This window comes from Marinobacter sp. HL-58, from assembly GCF_001314605.1.
Taxonomy (GTDB): Bacteria; Pseudomonadota; Gammaproteobacteria; order Pseudomonadales; family Oleiphilaceae; genus Marinobacter.
In genome coordinates, this window is the sequence record NZ_LIHP01000010.1 from 231,512 (window position 1) to 257,072 (window position 25,561).

The 25,561-nt window shown below is 57.0% G+C and carries 26 protein-coding genes; 15 read left to right on the forward strand and 11 right to left on the reverse strand.

Translation table 11 applies throughout. The features are described 5' to 3' along the window. The first annotated feature begins 340 nt into the window (after positions 1-340). Complete coding sequence (locus HLUCCO03_RS08295) at positions 341-2,347, forward strand: methyl-accepting chemotaxis protein (RefSeq protein WP_036197639.1); 2,007 nt, start codon at positions 341-343, stop codon at positions 2,345-2,347. Positions 2,348-2,372: 25 nt separating this feature from the next. Here the strand turns inward: HLUCCO03_RS08295 and HLUCCO03_RS08300 are convergent, their stop codons facing one another. Continuing rightward, positions 2,373-2,912, reverse strand: coding sequence for a DUF1415 domain-containing protein (locus tag HLUCCO03_RS08300; protein WP_027832837.1), 540 nt, complete (start codon positions 2,910-2,912; stop codon positions 2,373-2,375). A 103-nt stretch (positions 2,913-3,015) separates the two neighbouring features. On the opposite strand from HLUCCO03_RS08300, the gene HLUCCO03_RS08305 reads away from it, so the two are divergent. After that, positions 3,016-3,336: a hypothetical protein gene (locus tag HLUCCO03_RS08305; protein ID WP_292016660.1), complete on the forward strand. Its 321-nt coding sequence runs from the start codon at positions 3,016-3,018 to the stop codon at positions 3,334-3,336. Beyond that, positions 3,230-3,673, forward strand: coding sequence for a hypothetical protein (locus tag HLUCCO03_RS08310; protein ID WP_292016661.1), 444 nt, complete (start codon positions 3,230-3,232; stop codon positions 3,671-3,673). The genes HLUCCO03_RS08305 and HLUCCO03_RS08310 overlap by 107 nt, the downstream gene beginning before the upstream one ends. A gap of 80 nt (positions 3,674-3,753) precedes the next feature. On the opposite strand, the gene HLUCCO03_RS08315 is transcribed toward HLUCCO03_RS08310, so the two are convergent. From HLUCCO03_RS08315 to HLUCCO03_RS08330, 4 genes are read right to left on the reverse strand one after another with little or no spacing between them, the layout of a single operon-like run. Continuing rightward, positions 3,754-4,554, reverse strand: a complete 801-nt coding sequence (locus HLUCCO03_RS08315; RefSeq protein ID WP_027832838.1) for an ABC transporter ATP-binding protein — start codon at positions 4,552-4,554, stop codon at positions 3,754-3,756. Beyond that, the gene (locus HLUCCO03_RS08320; protein WP_292016662.1) at positions 4,551-5,558 is read right to left on the reverse strand and encodes an iron chelate uptake ABC transporter family permease subunit; all 1,008 of its coding nucleotides are present in this window, start codon (positions 5,556-5,558) and stop codon (positions 4,551-4,553) included. The genes HLUCCO03_RS08315 and HLUCCO03_RS08320 overlap by 4 nt, the downstream gene beginning before the upstream one ends. After that, positions 5,555-6,580, reverse strand: a complete 1,026-nt coding sequence (locus HLUCCO03_RS08325) for an iron ABC transporter permease (RefSeq protein WP_036197641.1) — start codon at positions 6,578-6,580, stop codon at positions 5,555-5,557. The genes HLUCCO03_RS08320 and HLUCCO03_RS08325 overlap by 4 nt, the downstream gene beginning before the upstream one ends. 8 nt (positions 6,581-6,588) lie before the next feature. Further along, positions 6,589-7,491, reverse strand: a complete 903-nt coding sequence (locus HLUCCO03_RS08330; protein WP_155939974.1) for an iron-siderophore ABC transporter substrate-binding protein — start codon at positions 7,489-7,491, stop codon at positions 6,589-6,591. A 187-nt stretch (positions 7,492-7,678) separates the two neighbouring features. Between HLUCCO03_RS08330 and HLUCCO03_RS08335 the strand changes: the two genes are divergently transcribed. The 4 genes from HLUCCO03_RS08335 to HLUCCO03_RS08350 all read left to right on the forward strand — a co-directional run bounded on the left by HLUCCO03_RS08335 (position 7,679) and on the right by HLUCCO03_RS08350 (position 11,662). Next, positions 7,679-8,632, forward strand: a complete 954-nt coding sequence (locus HLUCCO03_RS08335) for a LysR family transcriptional regulator (protein ID WP_081813580.1) — start codon at positions 7,679-7,681, stop codon at positions 8,630-8,632. Positions 8,633-8,727: 95 nt separating this feature from the next. Then, entirely contained in the window at positions 8,728-9,168 is a 441-nt protein-coding gene (locus tag HLUCCO03_RS08340; protein WP_292016663.1) for a TonB-dependent receptor plug domain-containing protein, read from the forward strand. Next, positions 9,146-10,648: a TonB-dependent receptor gene (locus HLUCCO03_RS08345; RefSeq protein WP_292016664.1), complete on the forward strand. Its 1,503-nt coding sequence runs from the start codon at positions 9,146-9,148 to the stop codon at positions 10,646-10,648. The genes HLUCCO03_RS08340 and HLUCCO03_RS08345 overlap by 23 nt, the downstream gene beginning before the upstream one ends. 9 nt (positions 10,649-10,657) lie before the next feature. Next, the gene (locus HLUCCO03_RS08350) at positions 10,658-11,662 is read left to right on the forward strand and encodes an MBL fold metallo-hydrolase (protein ID WP_292016665.1); all 1,005 of its coding nucleotides are present in this window, start codon (positions 10,658-10,660) and stop codon (positions 11,660-11,662) included. Between the two features lie 119 nt (positions 11,663-11,781). On the opposite strand, the gene HLUCCO03_RS08355 is transcribed toward HLUCCO03_RS08350, so the two are convergent. Beyond that, positions 11,782-12,681: a LysR family transcriptional regulator gene (locus HLUCCO03_RS08355; RefSeq protein WP_027832846.1), complete on the reverse strand. Its 900-nt coding sequence runs from the start codon at positions 12,679-12,681 to the stop codon at positions 11,782-11,784. A gap of 108 nt (positions 12,682-12,789) precedes the next feature. Here HLUCCO03_RS08355 and HLUCCO03_RS08360 point away from each other — a divergent pair, with 108 nt between their 5' ends. Further along, the gene (locus HLUCCO03_RS08360; RefSeq protein ID WP_027832847.1) at positions 12,790-13,611 is read left to right on the forward strand and encodes a class III extradiol ring-cleavage dioxygenase; all 822 of its coding nucleotides are present in this window, start codon (positions 12,790-12,792) and stop codon (positions 13,609-13,611) included. 25 nt (positions 13,612-13,636) lie between these two features. Continuing rightward, on the forward strand, positions 13,637-14,158 hold the full coding sequence (locus HLUCCO03_RS08365) for a cytochrome b (RefSeq protein ID WP_027832848.1): 522 nt from the start codon (positions 13,637-13,639) through the stop codon (positions 14,156-14,158). Positions 14,159-14,413: 255 nt separating this feature from the next. On the opposite strand, the gene HLUCCO03_RS08370 is transcribed toward HLUCCO03_RS08365, so the two are convergent. Further along, complete coding sequence (locus HLUCCO03_RS08370; protein WP_027832849.1) at positions 14,414-16,000, reverse strand: ABC-F family ATPase; 1,587 nt, start codon at positions 15,998-16,000, stop codon at positions 14,414-14,416. Positions 16,001-16,186: 186 nt separating this feature from the next. On the opposite strand from HLUCCO03_RS08370, the gene HLUCCO03_RS08375 reads away from it, so the two are divergent. The 3 genes from HLUCCO03_RS08375 (at position 16,187) to HLUCCO03_RS08385 (ending at position 18,296) form a co-directional block, all read left to right on the forward strand. Next, a complete protein-coding gene (locus HLUCCO03_RS08375) occupies positions 16,187-16,465 on the forward strand; it encodes a peptidylprolyl isomerase (RefSeq protein ID WP_027832850.1) in 279 nt (92 codons plus the stop codon). After that, the gene (locus HLUCCO03_RS08380) at positions 16,465-17,421 is read left to right on the forward strand and encodes a succinyl-CoA synthetase subunit beta (protein WP_027832851.1); all 957 of its coding nucleotides are present in this window, start codon (positions 16,465-16,467) and stop codon (positions 17,419-17,421) included. The genes HLUCCO03_RS08375 and HLUCCO03_RS08380 overlap by 1 nt, the downstream gene beginning before the upstream one ends. A gap of 92 nt (positions 17,422-17,513) precedes the next feature. Further along, a complete protein-coding gene (locus tag HLUCCO03_RS08385; protein ID WP_027832852.1) occupies positions 17,514-18,296 on the forward strand; it encodes an ABC transporter substrate-binding protein in 783 nt (260 codons plus the stop codon). Positions 18,297-18,305: 9 nt separating this feature from the next. Here the strand turns inward: HLUCCO03_RS08385 and HLUCCO03_RS08390 are convergent, their stop codons facing one another. Beyond that, positions 18,306-19,484: a Xaa-Pro peptidase family protein gene (locus tag HLUCCO03_RS08390; protein WP_027832853.1), complete on the reverse strand. Its 1,179-nt coding sequence runs from the start codon at positions 19,482-19,484 to the stop codon at positions 18,306-18,308. A 77-nt stretch (positions 19,485-19,561) separates the two neighbouring features. Then, positions 19,562-20,380: a DUF2059 domain-containing protein gene (locus HLUCCO03_RS08395; protein WP_027832854.1), complete on the reverse strand. Its 819-nt coding sequence runs from the start codon at positions 20,378-20,380 to the stop codon at positions 19,562-19,564. A 123-nt stretch (positions 20,381-20,503) separates the two neighbouring features. Here HLUCCO03_RS08395 and HLUCCO03_RS08400 point away from each other — a divergent pair, with 123 nt between their 5' ends. Beyond that, the gene (locus HLUCCO03_RS08400) at positions 20,504-21,193 is read left to right on the forward strand and encodes a hypothetical protein (RefSeq protein WP_027832855.1); all 690 of its coding nucleotides are present in this window, start codon (positions 20,504-20,506) and stop codon (positions 21,191-21,193) included. A gap of 11 nt (positions 21,194-21,204) precedes the next feature. Here HLUCCO03_RS08400 and HLUCCO03_RS08405 read toward each other — a convergent pair whose 3' ends face one another. Continuing rightward, a complete protein-coding gene (locus HLUCCO03_RS08405; protein ID WP_027832856.1) occupies positions 21,205-22,101 on the reverse strand; it encodes a LysR family transcriptional regulator in 897 nt (298 codons plus the stop codon). Positions 22,102-22,229: 128 nt separating this feature from the next. On the opposite strand from HLUCCO03_RS08405, the gene HLUCCO03_RS08410 reads away from it, so the two are divergent. After that, entirely contained in the window at positions 22,230-22,427 is a 198-nt protein-coding gene (locus HLUCCO03_RS08410) for a hypothetical protein (RefSeq protein ID WP_027832857.1), read from the forward strand. An 83-nt stretch (positions 22,428-22,510) separates the two neighbouring features. Here HLUCCO03_RS08410 and HLUCCO03_RS08415 read toward each other — a convergent pair whose 3' ends face one another. Next, entirely contained in the window at positions 22,511-24,193 is a 1,683-nt protein-coding gene (locus HLUCCO03_RS08415; protein WP_027832858.1) for an AMP-binding protein, read from the reverse strand. A 433-nt stretch (positions 24,194-24,626) separates the two neighbouring features. Here HLUCCO03_RS08415 and HLUCCO03_RS08420 point away from each other — a divergent pair, with 433 nt between their 5' ends. After that, positions 24,627-25,541, forward strand: coding sequence for a glutathione S-transferase family protein (locus HLUCCO03_RS08420; RefSeq protein WP_027832859.1), 915 nt, complete (start codon positions 24,627-24,629; stop codon positions 25,539-25,541). Positions 25,542-25,561: the final 20 nt, after the last annotated feature.

Genomic DNA, 25,561 nt, shown 5'->3' on the forward strand with positions numbered 1-25,561 from the left:
AGGGCCCTGCCAATAGCCGTCACCGGAAAACATGACAAAAGGCATCACCACCAATGGAAATATAGATTGAGCGCATTATCTGTGTGCAATTAAAAATTCGTGAGGCAACTGAACAGAACCGGTAAATCGAACCCAGAAGAGGAAGTGCATCCAATTTATGCAATCGTTTGCAATAATCCTGCATATGACCTATAAGAATAAAGCTGGCAGTGACACACCATGACGACACTCAATGAGGATTTTCAGACAGGCTTGTTGAACTATGGCGCAAACAACGGTTTCCCGCTCCTGCTTCCCGAACAGATACTTCTCCTGGCTTAATCTATTCAGCCCCACTCTTGTGAGTCGTCTCAGCCTGGGTTTTGGACTCGTCGGGCTGGGGGTTATCGGGATACTTCTGGCAAGCCTGTTCAGCCTGCAACGGTCCAGCCAGGGACTGGACGCTCTGGTCACTGAAGCCTTACCGGCAAAACAGGCCCTCGCGGATGCCCGCCTTACCCTCAAGGACATCAGCACCAGTGCTGCAGAGCATTACAATGCGCGAGACACACGGGCGCTCACAGACATTCGCTCAAAGGTCACTGCTGACATCGACACCTTCAACGACATGTCGGCAAAACTCCAGAAAAACTATCCTCTTCTCAATGAGGTGCCTGGGCTGCAGTCACAACTGGAACAGCACGCTTTGGAGGCACAGGAGCAGTTCAAGCTGGTCACCAGGAATATGAACAGCCATGAGCGGTCAATCGATGCGGAAGCACGTATCACCGAGCTTCGTGAAGAAATCAGTGCTCTCAGAGAAGAAGCGGCGCCCATTTTCGAGCGCAATCTGGGGAATATGGAGCAGGTGGATGCCATCGCCCTCGCCTATCAGCTCCAGGGACTTTTCGACACTGCCTGCCTGCTTGCAGTCAATGCCTCACTGGCTGACAGCCTGGGTGTTATAAACGACGTCCAGACAGACCTGAGAGACACCCTCGACGGTGTCGCCCGGCTGGCATTCGACATTCTTGACCAGGTCGACGCGGATCCCGCATTTGCGGACTACCACGAGGAAATGGAACCGTTATTCGATGAAGTAGAAAGCCTCACAACCTCGAATGATGGCCTGATCGCGCAGCAGAAAAACCTGTTTGCGGAAATCCGCAGTGTTCTGCCGGAGAGAGTCGAAGGCGTTCAGGCCACTCTTGCCGAGACCGGGGGCGGGTTTCAGGAACTTTCAAAACAGGTGGACGAAGCCGTTGTGGGCATCAGCGACCAGGCACTGGAACAGACCGATGTTGGCCTCAGGATTGTCGTCGTTGTCACCGGCCTCATACTGCTACTCTGCCTCATTGTCTCCTGGCTCGTTGTACGCAGCGTGCGGCGCCCCATCCATCGACTCAATCAATACATGAAGCAGGTCGGCAGTGGCGACTTCAGCGGTGAGGTGGGCCATTATGCCCGGGACGAAATTGGCGAAATTGCCAGATCAACCGAGCAACTGGTTCACAACATCAAAGCCATGATCGCGCGGATTGCCGAACTGAACCGCGATATCAATACGATTTCCAGGGATTCCGCAGAAGCCACAAAATCCGTCCGCAGCCGCCTGAATGATCAGAGCCAGGAGCTGATGTCAGTGGCAACGGCCGCCACCCAGATGACCGCCAATGTCAAAGAGGTTGCACAGAACACCCGCGAAGCCGATGACGAAGTAAAACACAGCGAAACCCAGGCTCACGACATCGAAACCGCCGTCAATACGGCCGTAAGCGCTAACAACGCACTGCGCGAAGCCATGCAGTCCGCCAGCCAGGTGATTGAAACCCTGGACCGGGAAGTGGTCGGCATTGAACAGATTCTCGATGTCATCCGCGGCATTGCCGAGCAGACCAATCTGCTGGCCCTGAACGCCGCCATAGAGGCGGCGAGAGCCGGCGAGCAGGGAAGAGGATTTGCTGTGGTTGCTGATGAAGTCCGGACTCTGGCGAGCCGGACGCAATCAAGCACCGAAGAAATTCGCCAGAAAGTGGACTCCGTTATGGCAGGATCCCGCAATGCCGTCGATTCCATTTCCTCCAGCGTAGAGAACGCCGGAGACATTTCCGATCGCGTCGATCACATCCACCAGGCTTTCCAGGAATACCTGAACCGCATCACCAGGATCAGCGAGCTCAACACCCAGGTTTCGGCATCCACGGAAGAACAGAAGGAAGTTGCTGAACAGATTACCGGGCGCACCCACGCCACCAGCGATAGCGTCGCCGATGTCGCTGCTGATTTCGAATTAACGGCCAGGAGAGCGGCTGAACTTGACGAAATTGCCCACCAACTGGACGAAGAGATCAAGAGATTCAAGCTGTAAGAGTGCCTGAAGGCCCTGTTGCGCTCTAACGCAACCTGGAAAGCCGCTGGCGCATCTCATCAGCGCCCAACTCTTCCATCAAGGCAATGTTGCGCCGGGGAATAGCCTCCGGGTCTGGGTGAGAGTCCACCGCCCTGGCAACGCTGTCTTCCCGCAGCAGGTGAAGCATGGGAAAGGGTGACCGGTTGGTGTAGTTTTCCGCATCGCCGTCGCCGGTACCCGCGAAGCGGTAGTCCGGGTGGAAGCTGGCAACCTGATAGACACCGTCAAGCTCAAGCAGTTCAAGCAGGCCATCGGCTGCAGCCAGGAACTCGTTGTAGTCGTCAAACTCCGACAGGACTCCGGGATGAACCAGCAGTGTGGTTTCAACCTCCGGGTGCTCATCCAGAAACAGGAATTCGGCCTGCAAATCCCCCAGAAGCTCTTCTTCAGACTCCGCCGGGGAGACCACAAACCGGACCCGGTTATTGACCAGTTCCTTGCGGGCAAAGGGACACAGGTTCAGGCCAATCACCACCTCTTCCAGCCATTGCTGGGTGGCCTGTTCGATTGTTGACGTTTCCAAACTAACTCCTTCAATCTAACTGAAACATGGCCCACAGGACCAGCAAAGCCATGGTATGTTAAGCAAGCTTACAATAATTCCGTGACCAACACCGGAGACAGCCATGGACGTACTGAGAACACCGGACGAACGATTCGAGCGCCTGCTGGATTACCCCTTTGACCCCCACTACGTGGAAGTCGATGGCCTGCGCATGCATTATGTGGATGAAGGCCCGTCCGACGCAAAACCGGTGCTGATGATGCACGGCGAGCCATCCTGGTCCTACCTCTACCGCCATATGATACCCATCTGTGCCGCCGACGGGCGACCAGCCGGTGCCCAGGGCGTTTCAGCTGTGGAAGAACTTTGCACTGCACAGCCCCTGGTTTCCCATTGCCCGCATCATCAACACCGGCAGCTTCCGCACGCTGGGGCCGGATGAACGCCGCGCCTACGATGCCCCGTTTCCCGGCAAGAAATACAAGGCCGGTGCCCGCGCCTTCCCGAAACTGGTGCCGGTGAAGCCGGACGATCCCGCCAGCGAAGCCAATCGCGCCGCCTGGAAGGTACTGGAACAGTGGCAAAAACCGTTCCTGACCACCTTCAGCAATGGCGACCCCATAACCCGCGGAGGCGACAAATACGTTCAGGACCTGGTACCGGGCGCCAAAGGCCAGCCCCACGTCACTCTGACCGGCGGCCACTTCCTGCAGGAAGACTCACCGGTACAGTTTGCAAATGCGGTGAACGGACTGATCAGGCAAATGGATGGCGGCTAAGTGTAGCGCACAAATCAGTAAGGAGGCAGGCCGAGGCAAGATGGCCTTTTAAACAAGAGCGAACATTCGAGTCAGCCCTTTTATGAGTTGCAGGGACGCAGGTTTGCCAGAAGCGGACAACCTGTTGCTGGGTCCTGTAACAGGTCACAGTGAACACCGTACAACTCTTTAACTAGCTCTGGCGTGACAATATCTGCCGGGGTGCCCTCCTCGATAATGGTTCCGCTTTTCATGGCGACCATGTGGTCGGCATAGCGGCAGGCATTGACCAGATCGTGCACCACCATGGCTATGGTTTTGCCCTGGCGACTGAGAGCCCGAATAAGCTCGAATACCTCGATCTGGTGGCCCAGATCCAATGCCGAGGTGGGTTCATCCAACAGTAACAAGGGCGTTTGTTGGGCAACGGCCATGGCAATCCATGCCCGCTGTCTCTGGCCGCCAGAGAGGGTGTCCAGAGCTCGCCCGGACAAATCGGCCACATCGGCTGCCAATACCGCCTGATTAATGGCTTGTTGATCCTCTTTGGACCACTGCGTCATCCAACCCTGATGGGGCTGACGGCCAAACCGCACCAGGTCTGCCACAGTCAGACCTTCTGGTGCCGTATTGTCCTGGGGCAGCAGCGCCAGCTTCCGCGCTACCTCTTTGGACGGCAGTCGATGGATGTCTTTGCCGTCCAGCAACACTGAGCCTTCGCGGGGGGCGTGAATCCGGGCCAGTCCGTTCAGCAAAGTCGACTTTCCGCAGCCGTTGGGTCCCACAATCGCAGTGACTTTGCCAGTAGGCAGCGAAAGACTCAGATTTTCCGCGACGATGAACTGGCGATGGGCAAGCGTAATGGATTCAGCCTTCAGGGTCGCGGTTTTAGTATGGCTCATGTCAGGCTCCGTGGCGAAGGTCTAAGCAGAATCCAGAGTAAGTAGGGGCTGCCGACGATGGCGGTAATGATGCCCACCGGAATTTCCAGCGGTGCGAGCAGGATTCGCCCCAGCAGGTCAGCAACAAGCATGAAACTGGCACCGGCCAGGGCCGCTGCGGTCAGAGGGATCTTTCCCGGTCGACAGAGTGCCCGCGCCAACTCTGGTGCGAGAAGTGCTATAAGCCCAACCGGGCCACATACCGACACGGCCAGACCGGTCAGCATCACCGATAATCCTAGCCCCAGAATCCGGACGGCTCTCAGGCGGGTACCGAGGGCAATGGCCACAGCATCTGAGAACTGCAAGGTGTTGAGTGCCCGCGTGACGCACATCAGGATCAGGTAACCGGCCGCAACCCCGATGCCCAGTATGAGCACACTTCGGTTGTCGCGTGCATTCAGGCTGCCTACGGTCCAGGGATACGCGGCATTGGCGGTGTCAATGGCCACCCGGCTGAGCATCAGCTGAGTAACGGCGCCGGCGATGGCTCCAATCCCGATGCCGGCGACAATGAAACGATAGCCCCGGGTGCCGTTGGCGCCAGCTAGGCCGAAAGCAATGGCGGTGGCGGCGGCTGCTCCGGCCAGTGCCATCGCCGACGGTGCCAGCGATAATCCAACGCCAACCACAGACGCCACCGCGAACGCGGTGGCAGCGTTATCAATGCCGATAATGCCGGGTGTGGCAAGGCGATTGCGGGCGAGGGTCTGCATCAGGCAGCCGGCCATGGCCAGTGCTGCGCCACTCAATGAACCGGCTACGACACGGCTCAAGCGCAGCTCGTTGACTACGAAATCGGTCATCGGGTCTGCATTGCCGACCACGGCACTCACGGTGTCGGATAGCGATATTTGCACAGTGCCTGTCGAGAGAGAGGTTAACAGGATCAGAACCATCAGACCGAACAGTGCAAGATTGACCAGGGTGTTACGGGTATCGGGCATCGTGATTTCTGAGCTCATAAAGAAGGCATCCGGCCTGCGCGTACAATGGCCAGCAACACAGGTGCGCCGATCAGGGCGGTAACCACACCCAGAGGCATCTCCGAGGGCGTTGCAATCAGGCGGGAAACCACGTCAGCCCCCAGCACCACTGCTGGACCAATAGGCACGCACAGCCAAAGCGTCTTCCGTATGTCCGGGCCGGAAAAGGCCCGTGCAATAAACGGCACCACCAACCCGACAAAAATCAGCGGTCCGGCCAGGGCGGTGGCGGAACCGACCAGCAGGGCAACGGTTACAGTAATCAGAAACCGGATCCGCCCCGGATGATGGCCGAGGCCGACCGCCGCTTTTTCACCTAGGGCCATGGCTGCCAACGGCCGAGCCAGGATGCCGATCAACGCGAGCCCGACCAGAATGAAAGGCAGGGTTGCCCAAAGCATGGATAGCGATTTACCAGCCACGCTGCCAGTGATCCAGAAGCGGATCTCGTCCGCGGCACGCTGGTCCATCAGCATCAGCATGGAGGTCAGCGCCATCAGAAGGCTGGAGAGGGTCGCGCCGGCCAGCACCAGTCGTACCGGATCGTTGCCCAGGCCCTGAACCCGGGTGGCGGCAATAACCAGCGCACATCCTGCCAGCGCGCCTAGCTGGGCCACCATGGTGGTAATGGTGGCTGTGCTGGCACCCCAAAGTATGGCTAAGGCAACGGCAAACCCGCTGCCTGCGCTAACCCCCAGCAATCCGGGCTCGGCCAAGGGGTTGCGGGTCATCGACTGCAGAATGGCCCCTGCCAAGCCAAGTGCCAGGCCGGTTATCAGTGCAATGATGGTGCGTGGCAACCGAAGTTCGGTAACGACGAAAAACGCTTCCCCGGTGCCGGCTCCCATCAGTGCCGCCATAACGTCGATGGCAGATACCGGGCCGGCGCCATTGAGCAGACTGGCCAGTATCACCATGAGCAGGAATAATCCCGCAGCCAGAAGCGGTGGGATAAAGGCGCGAGACGCAACCAGACGATGTTGGTGCTGACGCTCCACCATTGGCTTCTTCAGAGCTGTCTGGCGGTGATTGCCGTCTCGATCTGGTCGAGGATGGCCAGCACAGCCAAGGGGCCGGATGCGCTGGTCCAGAGCTGTCCATTTACGGTTATCACCCGGTCATTCTCGACTGCGTTGAGCCGGGAAAAAGTCGGGGACTGGCGGGCCGCCGTCAGCGCTTTATCGCCATCCTCATTAAGGGTCGCCAGGAATACCCAGGTCTGGTCCATGCGGGACAGGTTTTCCAGACTTAGTGGTTCGCTATGAGGGCGCCCTTCCTTGACCAGATTGTTGTTGTCTATCTGGAAACCCACCGCCTGAAGAATCGATGCAGAGAACAGGCCGGCTGACATCACCAGAGGGCCCTGGGGCATCCAGCGAACGAGGCTGGCGTCGCGCTGAGCTTCGGGAATGCGGGCCTGCACCAGGTCGGCAACCTCGGCTATGCGGGATTCCACCCGCGCAATAACCTGTTCGGCAGCGTCCTCCCGGCCCAGAGCCTTGGCGAACAATCGGGTCTGCTGTTCCCAGCTATCCGGCTGGAACAGGGGCGCGCCTGATACGATGACCGGTGCAATTCGGGACAGCAGCTGATACTGCTGCTCACTGGTGCGCGGGGCCGCCAGAATCAGATCGGGTCGGGCGGCAATCACCGCTTCAATGTTGGTTTCGGCTGGCGAACCGACAATGGGGATATCGCCGGCTCTGGCCTTGATGTAATCAGCAACGTCGCTACCGCCACGGGTAATCACAGCGCCTACAGCATTGGCCTGAACCGCCAGGGTTGTGTCCAACGCGCCCTCGTAAAGTGTCACCACCCGCTCTGGTTGGCCGTAGACGGGTACCGGACCATAAGCCGTGTCAACGGAGCGAGGGTCAGCCTGGAGGATGCCTGGCCCAACAACGCTGAGCATCAGCGCTGTAATTGTGTTTCGAAAGCTTTTTCCCGAGGCTTGGGTACAGCGATTCATGGTCAAGGGGGCTCCGTCGGGCAGGCGTTAGGAAATCAGCCAATATTTACGAAAGATAATGATAATGGTTCTTGTTTGGTTTTTGAAGTGATAAATTAGAACGGTTAGTTGCAAATAGTGGAACCTATTCATGTATGACTTGCAGGAACTGGAAGCCTTTGTAGCGGTGGTGCGAACGGGTAACCTGACGGCTAGCACTCGCGATCTGGGATTGCCCAAGTCCACCCTTAGCCGGAGGATTCGGCAATTGGAGGAGAGAGTTGGTCAGCCCCTTCTGCTCCGACAATCCCGGAAGATTGTGCCCAATGATGCCGGGCGTGTGTTCTATCGTTATTGCAACGACATTCTTGAGCTGGTTGCGCAGGGCCGAGAGGCCCTGGATGAACTGAAAGCCGAGGTGACCGGAAAGCTGGAACTCCGCTGTCATGAATCCTTTGTGCGCGGTTGGTTCTCCCGTGTGGTTGAGTCCTTCATGAGCGAACACAAAGATCTCCGTGTCACGATTCATACCCAAAGAAAACTGCCAGAAACCGCTGAAGACGGTATTTGTATCTGGTTGGGCGAGACCGGTGAGACAGGTCTGCGCCAAGAAGTTCTGGGAGTGCTCGAACAGGGGGTTTATGGAAGTCCAGAGTATTTTCGTGAGCATGGGACGCCAGCAACCCCCGGCGAGCTTGCTCGCCACTCCTGGGCGGATCTTCTGGGGGCAGGAAATACGGAGGTTAACCTGCGTCATTCACGACAGGGAAAATACCCGCTTTCATTGCCTGATCGCCGCCTAACGGTCGACCAGTTGACGGTACAGGGCGACGCCATTGCGGCGGGCCGGGGCCTGGGCTTGATGCCGATCTGGCTGGCTGAACGCAGGCTTCGGGCTCATCCCGATAGCTTCCAGCGCTGTTTGCCAGAATGGTATGGGCCGGCTTTGCCGGTCACTCTGCTTTACCCCCATGGGATTCTGCCGCGCAGGGTCAGAGCCTTCATCGCTCATTTGCGGACCTGTATTCCCGACGGGTGGGCCGGTAATGTCAGGACCTCGGCGAGCACTGTTCCGGAAATTGGAACATATCCTTCCAGTACCTGAGCCCTTACGGTGTGGTAATGTTTACGCGACTGATAATGATTCGCAAATGCGAAAAGTGACAGATTGTAAACGTTGCCCAACCTAAGGAGTTATTCATGCGCAACCGTTCTACCCTGATGGCTTCAGCTATTGCGATAGCTGGCGCCACCTCCGCGATCCAGGTACAGGCTGATGCGGTTGAACTTGACGAGATTGTTGTTTCTGCAACGGGCCATAAGCAGGAGATTCTCCAGGCTCCGGCTTCCATTGGGGTAATTAGCCGGTCGGACATTGAAAACCGCTCTTACCGTGATGTTACCGATGTCATCGAGGACCTGCCGGGTATCGTGGTATCCGGTGGAGGCTCGCGCAAAGACATCACCATTCGCGGTCTGCCTGCCCAATATACGCTATTGATGGTTGATGGGCGGAAAGTATCCGGTCGGGAATCTCAGCCAAATGGAAGCAGTGGTCTTGAGCAGGGTTGGCTGCCCCCTCTGGAAACCATCGAATATCGAGGTTATCCGGGGCCCTATGTCGACTCTGTACGGCTCTGATGCCGTTGGTGGCGTGATCAACATCATTACTCGTAAGTCCAGTGACAGTTGGCGAGGAACCCTGCGTGCAGAAACGGTTGTTCAAGAAAACTCCGATTCGGGTGATGAATACCGTACTCAGGTGAATGCATCAGGCCCGCTTGTGGATGGGCTGCTGGGGCTTCAGATTTCGGCGGCGTATTTTGACCGAGGTGAAGATGATATCGAGCGAGGCTTCAGTGGCAATGAACTCTCCAACTACCAAGCTGCTCTGGACCTTACCCCAACAGAGAACGATACCTTCACTCTGACGTACGCCGGATACCAACAGGAAAGAACGTTCACCTCGGGTAAATCCCTGCCGGTTAGAAGCAATAGTGGCGAAACCATCAATAATCGCCAAGCCATGTCATTGGATCATTCAGGCTCGTACAGTTCATTCACCACGGATTCGTTTTTCCAGAACGAATCTATCGAAAATGAAGGCCGAGACATTACGATCGAAAACCGCACCGCAAGCAGCCAGGTGTCACTTCCAGTGGGGTTCCATCTCCTCTCTCTCGGTGTGGGCTACGAAGACAACGAGCTGCAGGATGAAACCACGCATTCGGGTAGCGTTACCCGGATCAACAATGAACAATGGTCCGTCTTTGCTGAAGATGAATGGTTGGTCTCAGATAGCTTTACCTTGACTATGGGAGCCCGTCTGGACGACAACGAGCAATATGCCAGTCACATTAGCCCCCGTGTCTATGGCGTATGGAATATCAACGAGGCGTGGACACTCAAGTCTGGCGTATCAACCGGATACCGAACGCCAGACCTCAGGGAACTTTCACCGAACTGGGTTCAGGAGAGTCGGGGTGGCGATATTTACGGCAACCCGGATCTGGAACCGGAAACCTCGGTTAATACAGAATTGGGCTTCTATTACCGGCCATCCGACCGCTTTCAGGCCAATATGACCGTCTTTCATAATTCGTTTGAAGACAAACTGATGGTCGTTGCCTGTCCTCAGAGCCTCTGCGGGCCTGCTACTGCTCGATACAATATTAACGTCGATACCGCTGAGACACGAGGTGTGGAGCTGGGCGTCAGCGCGGAGCTGCTGCCAAGCGTGACCTTGGATGCCAGCCTGACCAACACCCGATCCAAGCAGACCTCCGGGGAAAATGAAGGGCAACCACTGACCCAGATCCCAGAGCATCTCCTAGTTCTCAATGCCCGTTGGCAGATCAATCAGGCCACCAGAAGCTGGGTAAAAGTCAACCATCGTGGCAAAGAGAGTGAGCCGTCAAATCTTCAAGCCAGGAACACCAATCAATCGCCGGCAACGACCCTGACGGATATTGGAGGCTCTTGGCAGGCGACCGAGAATGTCAAAGTGCATGCGGGCATCTACAACATATTCGACGAGCCGCAAACCTTCGATGAATTCGGTTATGTGGGCGATGGCAGGCGTTACTGGCTTGGCCTGAACATTGGTTTTGGAGCATTTTAAGGGATGATTATGATACGCACGATCTTTGTTCTGTTCGTCCTGGCCTGCGCGACGGCCCTGCCTGTAGCAGTCTCGGCGGAGAACCTGACCGCCCACGAAATGGCAGCGAGGGGCCTGGAGCATGCCGAGGATTTCCCCGGCCTTATCAGTATTTGCAACATCGATGAGCCGATACGCGATGCCGCTGAAAAACGTTCGGAGGGTGAAAAGAAGCAGGACCGCTCCGGTAGGCGCTCGGAGCATCTGGCACCCACCCAGGTCTTTGACAATCTTTACTACGTAGGCACTGGCGGAGTGGCCAGTTGGGTGCTCGAAACATCAGAAGGTTTGATCATCATCGACGCGTTGAACAATAACGCTGAAGCGGAAAAGTATATTGTCGATGGTCTGGAAACTCTCGGACTTGATCCAAACGAATTGCAGTATTTGGTTATCACACACGGCCATGGTGACCACTATGGTGGCCAGGAATTGCTGGTGTCCAGATACCAGCCGAAAGTTGTAATGAGTGATATTGAGTGGACCATTCTGGAGCAACCTGTTCTGGATTTCAGCAGTCCTCGCTGGGGTGAGCGTCCGAAGCGGGATATCTCCATTAACGATGGAGACACCATTACACTTGGAGAGACGACTGTCCAGCTGCATGTAACGCCGGGCCATACGCCGGGTACTGTGTCGCTGATCTTCCCGGTCTACGACAACGGCGAGCGTCACATGGCCGCACTGTGGGGCGGCACGGGGCTTAACTATGGTCCCGTTGAGGACCGTATCCAGTCCTATTCCGAGGCAGCCGAACGATTCCGCCAGGAAGCGAAGGCCGCCAATGTCGACGTGTTTATCTCCAATCACCCTACGCGAGACGGCTCTGCAAAGCGCATTAAGGCCTTGGCAGAACGTCAGCAAGGCGAGAAGCACCCGTTTGTAATCGGCAATGGGACAGCACTGGGGGCGTTAGAAATGTTGAGGGACTGTACTCAGGCGCAGGTTCTGCGAATAAGGGAAGGAAACGAATGAGAAGCTAAACTGCCGTTCGCAATGGCAGTATAGGCGCGATGCCTTCGATGCGAATCACATGGACGATATTCTGGTTTAGATAATCGCAGCAGTCGTTGGTGCCAAGGGGAGGCTTGCAATTAGGGGAGCCTCCCAAGCTCCTCTGCCAGATAATCAATCATGGCCCGCACTTTGAGAGGCAAGCGCTGGCCCGGAGGGAACATAACGTACACCCCTCCAATCTCCAGCGGTGGATGATCGAGTTCCAGTGCGACCAGTTCACCGCTGGCCAAGGCTTCCGAAACGATGAAATGAGGCTGGTAGATAATTCCTTGGCTATGCAACGCGGCAGAAAGCAGGGCATCTCCGTTGTTTGCTTTGAGGTTACCTTTGATTGGCACTTGAATATCGCCTTTCCGTCCAAAAGCCCAGGTGCCGTTAGCTTGCTGTGGTGACAGGGTGTAACTCAGGCAATTGTGACCGGACAGCTCTGAAATACGCCTCGGGGTGCCGTGGCGGGCCAGGTAGGCCGGTGCTGCGCAAATGACCATTGGGCAGTCACCTATTCGCCGAGCTCTCAATTCACTGTTTTCCAAATGCCCAATGCGGATGAGCAGATCCCAGCCGTCTTTCAGCAGGTCTTGGCGAGTATCATTCAGGTCCAGCTCTACTTCGACCATTGGATACTGATGGGTAAAAGTAGGAATGAGTGGTGCAATGAAGCGCAGCCCGAATGATAGTGGAGCATTCATCCGTAATAGGCCGGTGGCTTCGTGTCGTTGAGCTGAGACATCGGACTCTACCTCATCCAGCTCCCGCAAAATGCGCTGGCACGCGCCCAGGTATTCGCGGCCGGTGTCCGTGAGCGTCAGCTGACGGGTGGTCCGATGCAGTAGCTTTACTCCCAGCCTCACCTCCAGAGTATCTACGTGTTTGGTGGCCATGGCTGGTGACATATGTAGCTTTCGACCAGCGCCAGACAGACTGCCTTCAGCTGCGGCCCGAACAAATACGCGCATGCTTGTAAAACGATCCAGCATCTATTTCACACTCTCGGTTAAAGCTCTTGGTGATAAAAAGCATATTCTCACACTTTTTTGTGTTGGTTATAGTGCGTTCATTATTTATGAAAGTTTAAGGAAGCGGCCGTGAGCACATCTTCGACACCCGCAGCGAGGCAGCCGGTTTATTTTATTCCGCACGGCGCCGGCCCCTGTTTTTTTATGGACTGGAACCCGGTGGACACCTGGGATGACATGGCAGCCTTCCTGAAGGCCATCGAGGGTGAACTGCCGGAGCGGCCCAAAGCAATTCTGATAGTTTCCGCGCACTGGTTGGCCCCGGAGTTTTCGGTCACCGCTGGCCAGGCCCCGGAGGTGATCCACGACTATTACGGCTTTCCCGAGCATACCTACGAGCTTACATACCCAGCGCCGGGCCATCCGAAACTGGCGAAGCAGGTGATCGACTTACTGGAAAATGCAGGCCTGGCGGCCCGGGAGGAAGCGGTGAGAGGGTTTGACCACGGTATGTTTATCCCGTTGAAACTGATGTTTCCGCAGGCGGATATTCCGGTCGTGCAGCTATCACTGGGTATGGACTTAGACCCCAACGCCCATCTAGCTGCTGGTAAAGCGCTGACTTCGTTGCGTGACCAGGGGATTCTGATCGTCGGCAGCGGTATGAGCTTCCATAACATGCGCGGCTACGGCGACTACCGTTACACGGCTCCGTCAGAAGAGTTTGATCGCTGGCTTAGCGATACAGTCGAATCAGGCGGTGAGGAGCGAACTCGACGCCTAGGCAACTGGATGGACGCGCCGCACGCGTTGGACTGCCACCCGCGCGGGCATGAAGAACATCTGATCCCGCTGATGGTAGCTGCCGGCGCGGCCGGTGACTCCGCCGGTCAACGGGTCTACACACAACAGGTGATGAAAACACAACTGTCTGGCTTCCGCTTCGGTTAAGCCCCAATTTAGCAAGGAGAAAATGATGATCAATGATTCGAAACAACGCTATGGCTCGGTTAGTAAATTACTACATTGGGGCATGGCTTTGCTCGTGATATGGCAACTGCTCAAATTCGGGGACCGTATTAACGAGGGCGAGCACTGGGTGGGCCAGACACTGGTGCCATTTCATATTTCCATTGGCTCTCTGATCCTGGTGCTGATTGTTGTGCGCCTGTTTTGGGCAACCACCCAGCGGGGGCAGCGCCCGGAACAGGACCCGGCGATCGCCACGCTGATAAAAACCGGCCACGGCCTGTTGTATCTGGGGCTGTTGCTAATGCCGGTGACTGGCATGCTGTTTATGGTGGGCAATGGCTACGGCGTTTCGGCTTTCGGTATCAATATTTTCGCCAAGGGTGATGACATCGCCTGGGCCGCCATGCTGGGCCAATTGCACTCACCGTTGGCCTGGGCCCTGACAGCACTGATTGTTGGTCACGTCGGTATGGCGCTGATCCACCATTTTGTGAAGCGGGACGACACCCTTAAACGCATGCTTTAGGGAAGAGTCGGCCCACAAACCGACCCGGTCAATCGGTTCAAACGATTTCGCAGAGTGCCATGAAAGATCTTGCCACCAGCGACAGTTCTCCCCCTACCTGAACGTTCGCTTTGCGACCAGAGCCAATTTATGCCCCCTCGTTCGCAATGCGGGAGTATCGACCGGCTTGGCGCGCAGGCCGAACGGAAAAGGACTCATTGACCGCGTATCCCGGAAAGCCCTGTCCGCCCGTTACTGCACAGAAACCCGCCATCCTCAGAAGTACCCCTGACTGCGAAGATAATCATCGTAGCTGCCACTGAAGTCAGTAAGGCCATCGGCACTCAGCTCCACAATGCGGGTGGCCAGGGACGACACGAACTCCCGGTCATGGCTGACAAACACCAGCGTGCCCGGGTAGTTTTCCAGGGCCAGGTTCAGGGCCTCGATGGATTCCATGTCCAGGTGGTTGGTGGGCTCGTCCATCAGCATGACGTTGGGTTTCTCCAGGATCAGCTTGCCGAACAACATACGGCCCTGCTCGCCACCTGAAATCACTTTCACCGACTTGCCGATATCATCCCCCGAGAACAGCATGCGGCCCAGGGTGCCCCGCACCAGTTGCTCCCCACCGGTGGTCCACTGCGACATCCAGTCGGTCAGGTTCATATCCTCGTCGAAATCGGCGGTGTGGTCCTGGGCGTAATAGCCTACCTGGGCACTGTCGGTCCACTTCACCTCGCCACTGTCCGGCGTCATGTTGCCCGCCATGCACTGCATCAGGGTGGTTTTACCGATGCCGTTGGGGCCGATAATGGCCACCCGCTCCCCTGCTTCAATCTTCAGGTTAAGCTTGTCGAACAGGATTTCATTATCGAAGCCCTTGGTCAGGTCTTTCAGGGTGACGGCCTGCCTGTGCAGCTTCTTGGTCTGCTCGAAGCGGATGAACGGGCTGACGCGGCTGGAGGGTTTGACTTCCTCAAGCTGGATCTTGTCGATCTGGCGGGCCCGGGAAGTCGCCTGCTTGGCCTTGGAGGCATTGGCGGAGAAGCGGCTGACAAACTGCTGCAGCTCGGCAATCTGGGCCTTTTTCTTGGCGTTATCCGACAGCATGCGCTCGCGAGCCTGGGTGGCGGCGGTCATGTATTCGTCGTAGTTACCCGGGAACAGACGCAGCTCGCCGTAATCCAGATCCGCCATGTGGGTGCACACACTGTTCAGGAAGTGGCGGTCGTGGGAGATAATAATCATGGTGCTGTTACGGGCCACCAGGATGTTTTCCAGCCAGCGAATGGTGTTGATGTCCAGGTGGTTGGTGGGCTCGTCCAGCAGCAGGATATCCGGGTCGGAAAACAGGGCCTGTGCCAGCAATACCCGCAGCTTCCAGCCCGGCGCCATGGCACTCATGGGGCCATTGTGCTGGTCCAGGGGAATGTCCAGGCCCAGCAGTAATTCGCCGGCACGGGATTCAGCGGTATAACCGTCCATTTCGGCGAACTGAACCTCCAGGTCCGCCACGGCCATGCCGTCTTCCTCGCTCATTTCCGCCAGTGAATAGATCCGGTCCCGCTCCGCCTTCACCCGCCAGAGCTCTTCGTGGCCCATGATGACCGTATCGATTACCGTGCAGTCCTCGAACGCGAACTGATCCTGGCGGAGTTTGCCCAGGCGCTGGTTCTGGTCCACCATGACCTGGCCCGCGGAGGGTTCCAGATCGCCCCCGAGGATTTTCATGAACGTGGACTTGCCGCAGCCGTTGGCGCCGATCAGGCCGTAACGGTTGCCATTGCCAAATTTGACGGAAACGTTTTCAAACAGGGGCTTGGCCCCGAACTGCATGGTAATGTTTGCGGTGGAAATCAAGGAGGAAACCTATCTACAGTGAGTGCCGGTACAGGCCGGTCAAGAAAAGCCGGCATTGTACAGGTTTGTGTGCAAAACCGTGAGACAGCAGAAACACGGATAAAAAGCGCTTGCCTCGGCGGCCCCGGGCGGGCAGCATTTCAGCCTCGGATATATCAAACCACGCGAAACAAAGGAATCAGACACATGACACAGGCAACCGCACGCCACATCCTGGTAGACAGCGAAGCGAAATGTGAAGAGCTCAAGAAGGCCATCGAAGGCGGCCAGGATTTTGCGGAAGTGGCGAAGCAGCACTCTTCCTGCCCTTCAAGCCGCAATGGCGGTGACCTGGGCTCCTTCGGCCCCGGCCAGATGGTTCCGGAATTCGACAAGGTGGTTTTCAGCGGTGAAGTGAACAAGGTTCTCGGCCCGGTGAAGACCCAGTTCGGCTACCACCTGCTGGAAGTTACCAGCCGGAGCTGATGGGCCCGAACCTGCCAGCAGACAACCCCGCCCGCAAGACCAGGAAGTGGCAATATCTGGCGCTTGCGGGCGTCATTCTGATAACCCCCTTCTTCTTCATTGGCGGCCCCGGATGGACTGACGGACCACTGTACAAGTCTGCCTGGAATCTCGGCCATACCCTGTTTTTTGCCCTGCTGACCATCGCCATACAGCCCTGGCGGTTCCGGACCGGCTGGAGGCTTTGGGGGCTTTCCACCCTCGCTGTGCTTTTCATAGGCCTGGGCATTGAGCTCCTTCAGTATGGGGCCAGCCGCGACATGGACTGGCGCGATGTCTACCGCAATCTGGTGGGCGTCTGGGCCGTACTGGCCTTTTACCCGCGAACGCCGAACACCGGGATCCCGCGGCTCGAGATCTGGTCTTTGCGAATCATCGTGGTGTCGATGTTGATCCTTGAAGCGGGGCAAACCGCGAGGGTAGCCATCCAGCAATACCAGGTAAGCCAGTTACTGCCGGCACTCTACGATTTCAGCCAGCCCGACCCGTCATCGTTCTGGAAAGGCCCCGTCGAGCCGGTTTCAGACGATGCAGCAGGCAACCGCCCTGATGCTCTCAGGATATCTTTCTCCACCAGCCGCTATTCCGGTGTTTCTCTTCACAATTTCCCCGGAGATTGGCGAGACTACAGCCAACTGGTGATTGTTCTTTATAACCCTCAGGATCACCCTCTGCCCCTGACCCTGCGAATCAACGACGTTGCTCATGATCTGGGCGACAATGCCTACAATGACCGCTTCAACACCCGCCTTGTGCTGTCACCCGGACAAAACCGCTTCAGGCTGGATCTGGATCGGATCAGGAACGCCCCTGCCGGTCGCAGCATGGATATGGAGTCGGTCCGGCGGCTGGGTATCTTCACCTCCAGTATGACGGAACCGAAAACCGCCTACCTGCGTGTTATCAGGTTGGAATGACGTATCGCCGCATTTGATCTACTATTGTCAACAATCGTATTCTGAAGACGCCTTCCGTTTACCGTGCAGTTTTCTCTTCCGTAGGCATTTGAATGAAGTTGGTAATCGCGCAAATGGTTGCGCTGATATTTCTGGGATCGGCTCCTGCATTCGCGGAGGATAGTGAGCGGCAACTGAGTATCAGCGTTGGTGACTGGCCTCCCTTTTTCGTTGAGGATGAGCCCGGGCAGGGTAACGTCGCCAGGCTGGTGAAGGACATCTTTGCAGAACAGGGTTATGAGGTAGAGTTTCACTTTCTGCCCTGGAAGCGCGCCTACCGGGAAGCGGCCGCCGGTAAACATGATGCAACCGCCATCTGGATGCGCGCAGCTGACCGGGAACAGGATTTTGTCTACAGCGACCCGGTCATGAACGAACGCTTTGTGCTATTCCACCGCAAGAATGCCCCTTTTGAATGGAGCCGCATGGCCGATCTTTCGGATCTCCGGCTCGGTGGCAGTATCGGTTACAGTTATGGATCAGATTTCGACAGGGCCGTGGAAAACGACGTCCTGAATGTGGAATGGGTGGCCTCCACAGAGCTCAATTTCCGAAGACTGTTGTTTGGACGTATTGATGCCTTTCCCGAGGAAATCAACGTTGGCTACTATATTCTTCGCAGGGAACTGGAGCCGGAAGAGGCGCGAAAGATTACGCATCACCCCAAGCCGGTTTCCGAAAATCAGAGCTTTCTGCTGTTCCCGGTGGATGAACCGGAAACGAAGCAGCTCCGGAAAGCGTTTAACCGGGGCCTGAAAGCATTTCGGGAAGACGGCCGCTACAATGCCTATTTCGACACCCGGCCCCAGGCTTCACTTTCGGAACCAAACCGATAGCAAGGTCGCTCAGTCCAATTGCCAGGGGTTGGAGGTCAAGGGTTCTGCTCCGCTTTCTCCCACCAGAACCGTATCGCTGCAGCCGATACCCCATAATCCGGGAATGCGCAGGCAAATGGGCAGATGGAAGACCATCCCCTGCCGGAACTCGGTAGTTTCACCACGGGCAATAAAGCCGGACCCTTCCACCCATGACGGAGGAAACTGCGCACCCACGGTATAGCCGAATACCCCGGAGAAAAACACCTCACCAGCCAGCGGGGCCATGGCCTGCTCGGCAGCACGGGCGGCTGAATCAAACGTCCTGCCCGGCACCATCGCCCCTTTCAAGGCATCCACAACCCGGCGGCAGCCATCGAATACGGAGCGCATCCGCGCAGTGGGCTCACCCGCCACTACGGTACGCATCATGGGCGCGGTATAACGCTGCCAGACAGCGCCGAATTCCAGGAATACCGGATCGCCATCCTCCACCCGACAGCGCTTGTGGTTGGTATGAATCACACTGCTTCGCTGCCCCACGGTTACGATGGGCTGCATACTCATGAACTCACTGCCACCCGCCAACAGAGCCTGCGCCCCCACTGCCGCGATGTCGTTGTCTGTCATCCCCGGCTGCACCGCGTTTGCCGCGGCTTGTATCCCCTGCCTGGTTATCTGGGCACTTTGCCTGAGGCAGTCAATTTCCGCGGCGGATTTTACAATGCGGATGGGTTTCAGCAGAGTGGAGGCATCTGCAAATTGTATGTCCGGTAATCGCTGTTTGAGCCCCGCCAGAACCCCCTGGCGCAGGGATCCGTGCCAGTAGTCCACCCCCACCACGGTGCCCTGCCCGCGCAGAGCCTGCGCCAGTGGGTCCAGTACATCGGCAATCCCCTCCCAGCGGTAACCGAGGACATTATCAACCCGGGTAGTGATCATGGCGGGGCCGGTTTCAATGGAGGGCACCTGCAGCGTCAGGGCATCGGCGGTTACCACCAGCGCCACGTGCACAGACACCTCGAAGGTGCTGTAACCCGTCAGGTAGAAAAGATCGGACGGGTCCGTCAGCAGCAATGCGCCGACACCATCTTCAGCCATCCTGGTTCGGAGCTGTTCGAGCCGTTGGTCGTATTCACTCCGGGGAAACGGGCATTCCCGACCCCTGAGCTCTCTGGCCAGGGTTTTCTGGTAGGCATTAAAATCCATTGGACAGTCTCCGAGCGGAGGAAAGGGTACTACTGGAGACTGGACCCAAACCGGCAGGTTTTCAAACCCGACCGGTTTTATCCTGGATTGAAAAACCGCACCAGCTGGCTGCCAACCGATTCAACGGGCTCGGTAATGGAGCGCTGGATGCTGTTGGTGACCACCCGGGTAAACGCTGAACCGGCGTCACTCTCAAGAAACTCAATGTAGTCCTTGAGCTCGGAATTGCTCAGCTGCTGATAGGTATAGAGGTAACCGGTGTAGACCTGCTGCGCAACCATGCCCCGCAGCATGCCTCTCTGACTCTCAATCTTCTGCTGTAGCTGCTCGAAGGAGGCGCCTTTGTTGCCGTTGAATGCGGCCATGGCCGAGGCCAGGCCCAGCTGGACCGCAACCGTGGTATCAACGGTGCTCTCGGTGGCGCGGGCTGCCCTGTCGAAACGCTCGAACAGCGTCTCCCGTTCGCTGCCTTCGTATTTCTCCTGCAGGCCCGCTGCGGCGGCCTCGACTTGTTTCCAGGCAGCCGGCCTGGAGGCCGCAACTTCCATACGGGATATCTTCTCGGCCAGGGGTGTTTCGTACCAGGAAAGCACTGAATTCAACTGCTGATCATCCAGGCCCTGATCCAGGTCCTCAACCACCTGGGCACGAATTTCCTCGGGACTGAATGCGTTACTGACAACACTGCTGACCGTATTGGCAACAAACGGCTCCACGCGGCCACTCTGCTTCAGCCCCTCACGAACGCCCTGGCTCATCATTGCCGGATACTGGGCAACGATCTCGTCAATGGGTGATGCCCGGAGCACTGAATCGGCCAGGGGGCCCGCCGTGGCGGAACCACACACCAGCAAAAGAAAAAGTAATGCCGGTTTAACTTGGGATAGTGCGCGCATGAACCTAGTATCCTCTGAGATCGAAGGCTTGTTATGCCACGGGGCCATTGCCCCCTGCAAGCAAACCTGGCCGGCGTTTGATGACCATTTCGTAGTGTGGAGAAAGAGAGCCCTGACCTGCTCATGAAGAAACGTCGTAACCAACTGAAAATCTGGAAGTCGCGGCTTCAATGGTACGGACTTCCATCGCTTGGCCTGACCATTGCGATTGTCGCCACCCTGCGGTTCAGCCTGCTGGAACCCGACCCGCCGGCCAACTCGGAAAACGTCTGTGAGATTTTCCGGGAGCACCCGGTCTGGTACGACTATGCCAGCCGCTCGAAAGAACGGTGGGGAACACCCATTGCCACCCAGCTGGCTTTCGTTTACTACGAATCGTCCTTTCGCAGCCATGCCCGGCCGCCCCGCATCCGGCTGTTCGGTTTCATTCCCTGGAGCCGCCCGACATCCGCCTATGGTTACGCCCAGGCGCTGGACCCGGCCTGGAGCGAATACCTGGAGGCAAATGGCGACGGACTGTCTGTGGTGCGTACCAATATGAAACATGCGCTGGACTTCGTGGGCTGGTACAACCACCTGACCCACCGTGAGGTGGGTATTCCCCTGACCAGCCCTGAGAAACTCTACCTCGCCTATCATGAAGGCCGAACCGGCTACCAACGGCAAAGCTACCTGGCCAAGCCGGCGGTGATGTCGCTGGCCGAGCGGGTGGAAAACCGGGCTTTCCGTTACCACCGCCAACTCCAGACCTGCGAGGAAGAATTCCAGTGCTGGCGTTTCTATCAGTTCTGGCCGTTCTGTGGCGACTGGTAGCTAGTGGTAACTCAGGCTGATTCGCCTTCCACACGCGGTGAAAGCTTTTCCAGCCGGGTGGTCAGGAACTCTTTAACGATCCGCACCCGTGCCATTTGCTGGGTTTCGTGATTGACCATCAGCCAGAGATCCACTCCCTCGCCCTCCAGAGGCGCAGACAGCCGTTTCAGCTCCCGGGTGCTGTCTCCCAGGTAACAGGGCAGCGCGGCAAGACCGGCCCCGGCTTTCGACAGTGCATGCATGGCCTGAAGGCTGTTACAGCGAATAATGGACGATGCGTTTTTCAGGTGTTTACGGTACCAGCGCCCCGTGGCCAGGTGGCTGAAGCTTTCATCCGGCAGAATCCAGAGTTGTTGCTCCGGTGCGTTGTCCAGATCCATGTCCGGATGAAGCTTGCAGTAGGCCGCCGAGCCGTAGATGGCAGACTCGATGGTGCCGATACGCTCGCCTTCCAAGGTCGCCTGGGGTTTGTTGACCGGGCGCAGTGTCAGGTCAGCCTCCCGGTGGCTGAGGTTCAGCACATCGTTGTCGGTGAGCACTTCCAGCTCGATATCCGGGTATTCCCTGACCAGGTCGGCAATCATTGGGCTGATCAGCGCATTGACCATGGTATCGGTTGCTGCAAGCCTGACCTTGCCCACCGGTGCCGAATCCTGGCCCACCAGCTGGCGTTCCAGATTTTCCATTTCACCCGTCAGCCTTTCAGCCGCGCGGAAAGCGGTTTCGCCCACTGGTGTCAGCTGTAATCCATCACGGTTGCGTTCAAAAAACTGAACGCCAAGCTGCTCTTCCATCTGGTCCAGGCGGCGAAGCACAGTTGTCTGGTGCACACCCAGTATGTCACCGGCCTTGGCGAGGGTTCCGCCGATTGCCAGTGCGTGTATGTAACGAAGATAATCCCAATCCATAACTACTGCATATTTGCAACATGAGTACGGAGTTTAACGTATTTAAGCTGCAAATAAGAAGCCGTATACTCATTTACATAGTCACCTAACCAATATTTTTCAATTCACTAGATAAGGAGGAAGGCGCTATGACTCAAGACCATATCGCAACCGTATACCCGCTGCCGTCCAGTATCCTCCACAACAGTACTGAGGTCAGGCGCCAATATACCCAGGCTGCTGCAAAGCAGGCCGTTCAGGTAATCAGCCGTAAAATAAGTTCCTGGAGAAAAAAGGCAGCATCCGCAGCGCCGGAGATGCCCCAGATGATGCAGGGCGAGCACTAAGCCCGCAGCTGTAAGCGAAGACAGATTTCATCAGCACCGGTGGCCCTGAATAGTCAGGCCCACCGGTGTTTTCGTTAGCGGGTTCAGAATTCCCAGATCACTTTCTGTTTCTTGCCGAACCACTCATCCATCTTGCGGTTGTAATAATCCTCGATCACATTCCGTTTGATCTTCATGGTCGGGGTCAGCATGCCGTTTTCCATGGTCCAGGGCTCTTTCACCACTACGACGAAAGCCAGTTTTTCATGGCCCTCGCATTCCCTGTTGACGGCGTCCAGTTCCGTGGCCAGTTCCTGCTCCAGCTCGTCGCGACTGCCACCGGCCTCCAGTTCTTGCCGCGCTTCTTCCGATAACAGCACCATCAGGCATGGCTGTGGCTGATTGGCCCCGGCCACACACACCACTTCGGCTTTCGGGTGGTTGAACCGGTTTTCTATCGGCACCGGTACCACGTACTTGCCCTTGGAGGTCTTGAACAGGTCTTTTACCCGGCCGGTAATGCGCAGGAAACCCTCGCTGTCGATCTCACCCATGTCGCCGGTTTTCAGGAAGCCATCTTCGGTGATGTCCTCGCGGGTTTTTTCCTCATTCTTGTAGTAGCCAAGCATTTGCCCGGGACTTTTTACCTGCACCTCATCACCCTCAGCCAGGCGATGCTCGACGCCCGGGTTGGTGACACCCACGGTACCGGGTTTCGCCGCACCGGGGCGATTGGCATGGGAATATCCGAAATTCTCGGACATGCCATACACTTCCAGCAGTTCCAGGCCCAGATTGCGGTACCAGGCGATGATTTCGCCAGACAGGGGGGCGGCGCCGGTCAGAGCCGCGCGGCAATGGTCGAGCCCCAGTTGCCTGAGCACTTTCTTCTTCACCAACCGGTTAAGCAGCGGGATCTTGAACAGCACTTTCTGTTTTTTGGGCGGCAGCTTGGCATTAACGCCGAGGTAGAATTTCATCCACAGCCGCGGCACCGAGAAGAACAGGGTCGGACGGGCCCGCTGCAGGTCTTCCTGGAAGGTTTCCAGGGAATTGGCGAAATAAAGATGGAACCCGTAATACAGCGACTGGGTTTCCACCGCCGCACGCTCCGCCACGTGGGCAAGCGGCAGATAGGAGAGCATGCGCTCCTCCTGGTTGACCGGGAAGATCTGCTGCAGACCATCGGCCACAGAAATCATGGTACGGAAACTGTGCATCACACCTTTCGGGCGGCCGGTACTGCCGGACGTGTAAACAATGGTTGCCAGGTCATCAGGGTGCGGCAGCTTTGGCTCCGCCGGCTCCTGGCTGGCGATGATATCCAGCCATTTGGGGGTATCATCACGGGGCGACAGTGGTAACGAGATGATCGGCAAGTCATCGGGAATGTGGTCCTTGATGTCATTCCAGCCATCGGCCGTGCCGTCCATCTTCCCCAGGAACAGCAACTTCGCCTCGCTGTGCTCGAGAACATAGGCTGCGGTGTCACCGTTGAGCGTCGGGTAAAGCGGAACCGAAACGTGCCCCGCTGCCCACGTCGCCAGGTCACACAGAATCCAGTGGGCGCTGTTCTTGCCGAGGATGGCGATGTTGCTCCGTTCCGGAATATCCAGGGTGGCAAGGTGTGCGGCCATCCGGGAAACCTGATCCGCCGCCTGCTTCCAGGTGATGTCCTCGGTGGTTCCATCCGGGAACGGCTGGGTCAGATAAACCTTGTCGGGGGTGTGCTCTGCCCAGTAGTAAAGGCAATGGAGGGAGGTTTGCTTTGCACTGTCTACAGCCATCAACGGCTCCTTATTGTTATAGTCTGGAAACGCTTTATTTTTATCAGACTAAAGCATAGTACCTGTATTTGTGGTTTCCTCAAGCTTCACACACCGCCAGCTCACGTTGCCGCCAATCCGGGCAAATGCGACACGCCGCACATTATTAGTCGTGACATATGTCAGTCATGGTCTAAAGTGTTCTGGTAGGCGTAAAGAACAACAACAAACGTGGTTACTCTGGAGGTAGCTGTGAGAACAACAACCCGCTCGTCACTGATCTTTCCCGCCTGGGCCGTTATCTGCACCGGTGCAGTCGCGTTCCTCTACTGCGCATCCGCAGGGCTCTTGACCGCCTGAGTGGCCCACCCGGACAAGCTCCGGGGCTTCCGCCAGGGCATCTTGCAGCGTACCCTTCCTTACCTCGTAAGCTAACAAGGAAGGGTTCCGCCCAATGCAAGATATCATTCTGTACCACTATGCCATGTCACCCTTCTCCGAAAAGGTTCGGGTGATGCTCGGCTATGCCGGCCTTTCCTGGCAATCCGTGACCGTAAAGGAAATGCCACCACGACCGGCGCTTTCCATTCTCGCGGGCGGTTATCGAAAGGTTCCGGTAGCCCAGAACGGTGCTGATGTCTTTTGTGACAGCCGGTCCATCGCGGATGAAATTGCGCGCCTGAGCGACAAGAACGAACTGAGCCTGGCGGGGCAGCCACAGGATGTTATCGACTTTGTGCGCACCACTGATCTGGATGTGTTTCTGGCCTGCGTCATCGCCGCCAGCGACGGCCGCATGCTGAAAAAGCTGATCAGGGACACGTCGCTGTTCCACGCACTCCGCTTTCTCAAGGACCGCATAACCATGGGCAGGAAGTCCCGGGTGAAGGCACTCCGCGGCCCCCAGGCCAAAGAGAAGGTTATCGGCCACATCAGCAACATGGAGTCCATGCTGGAAGCGGACTTCCTGTTCGGGAACAGCCCATGTATTGCGGATTTCTCCGCCTATCATGGCCTCTGGTTCGTGTGCGACCTGGCCGGCAAACCCTGGCTGCGGGACTATCCGAAAGTGCAGGCCTGGATGGGACGAATGAAAGCCTTCGGCCATGGAAAGCACCGGGAAATCACCGCCGACCAGGCCCTGGACATGGCACGCAATGCGGCCCCGAGGACCATCGAAGCCAGCGGTGGTGACCCGCTGGAAGGAAAGAACGTGGAGATAGCACCCGATGATTACGGGCGGGAACCGGTTAACGGGAAGCTGGTGTTTGCCGATAACCACACCCTGATACTTGAGCGCTCACACGCCCGCGTGGGCCAGGTGCATGTGCACTTTCCCAGGCAGGGGTTCACGGTCAACGCCGCCTGAACCTCCAGGCGGTGCCCGCA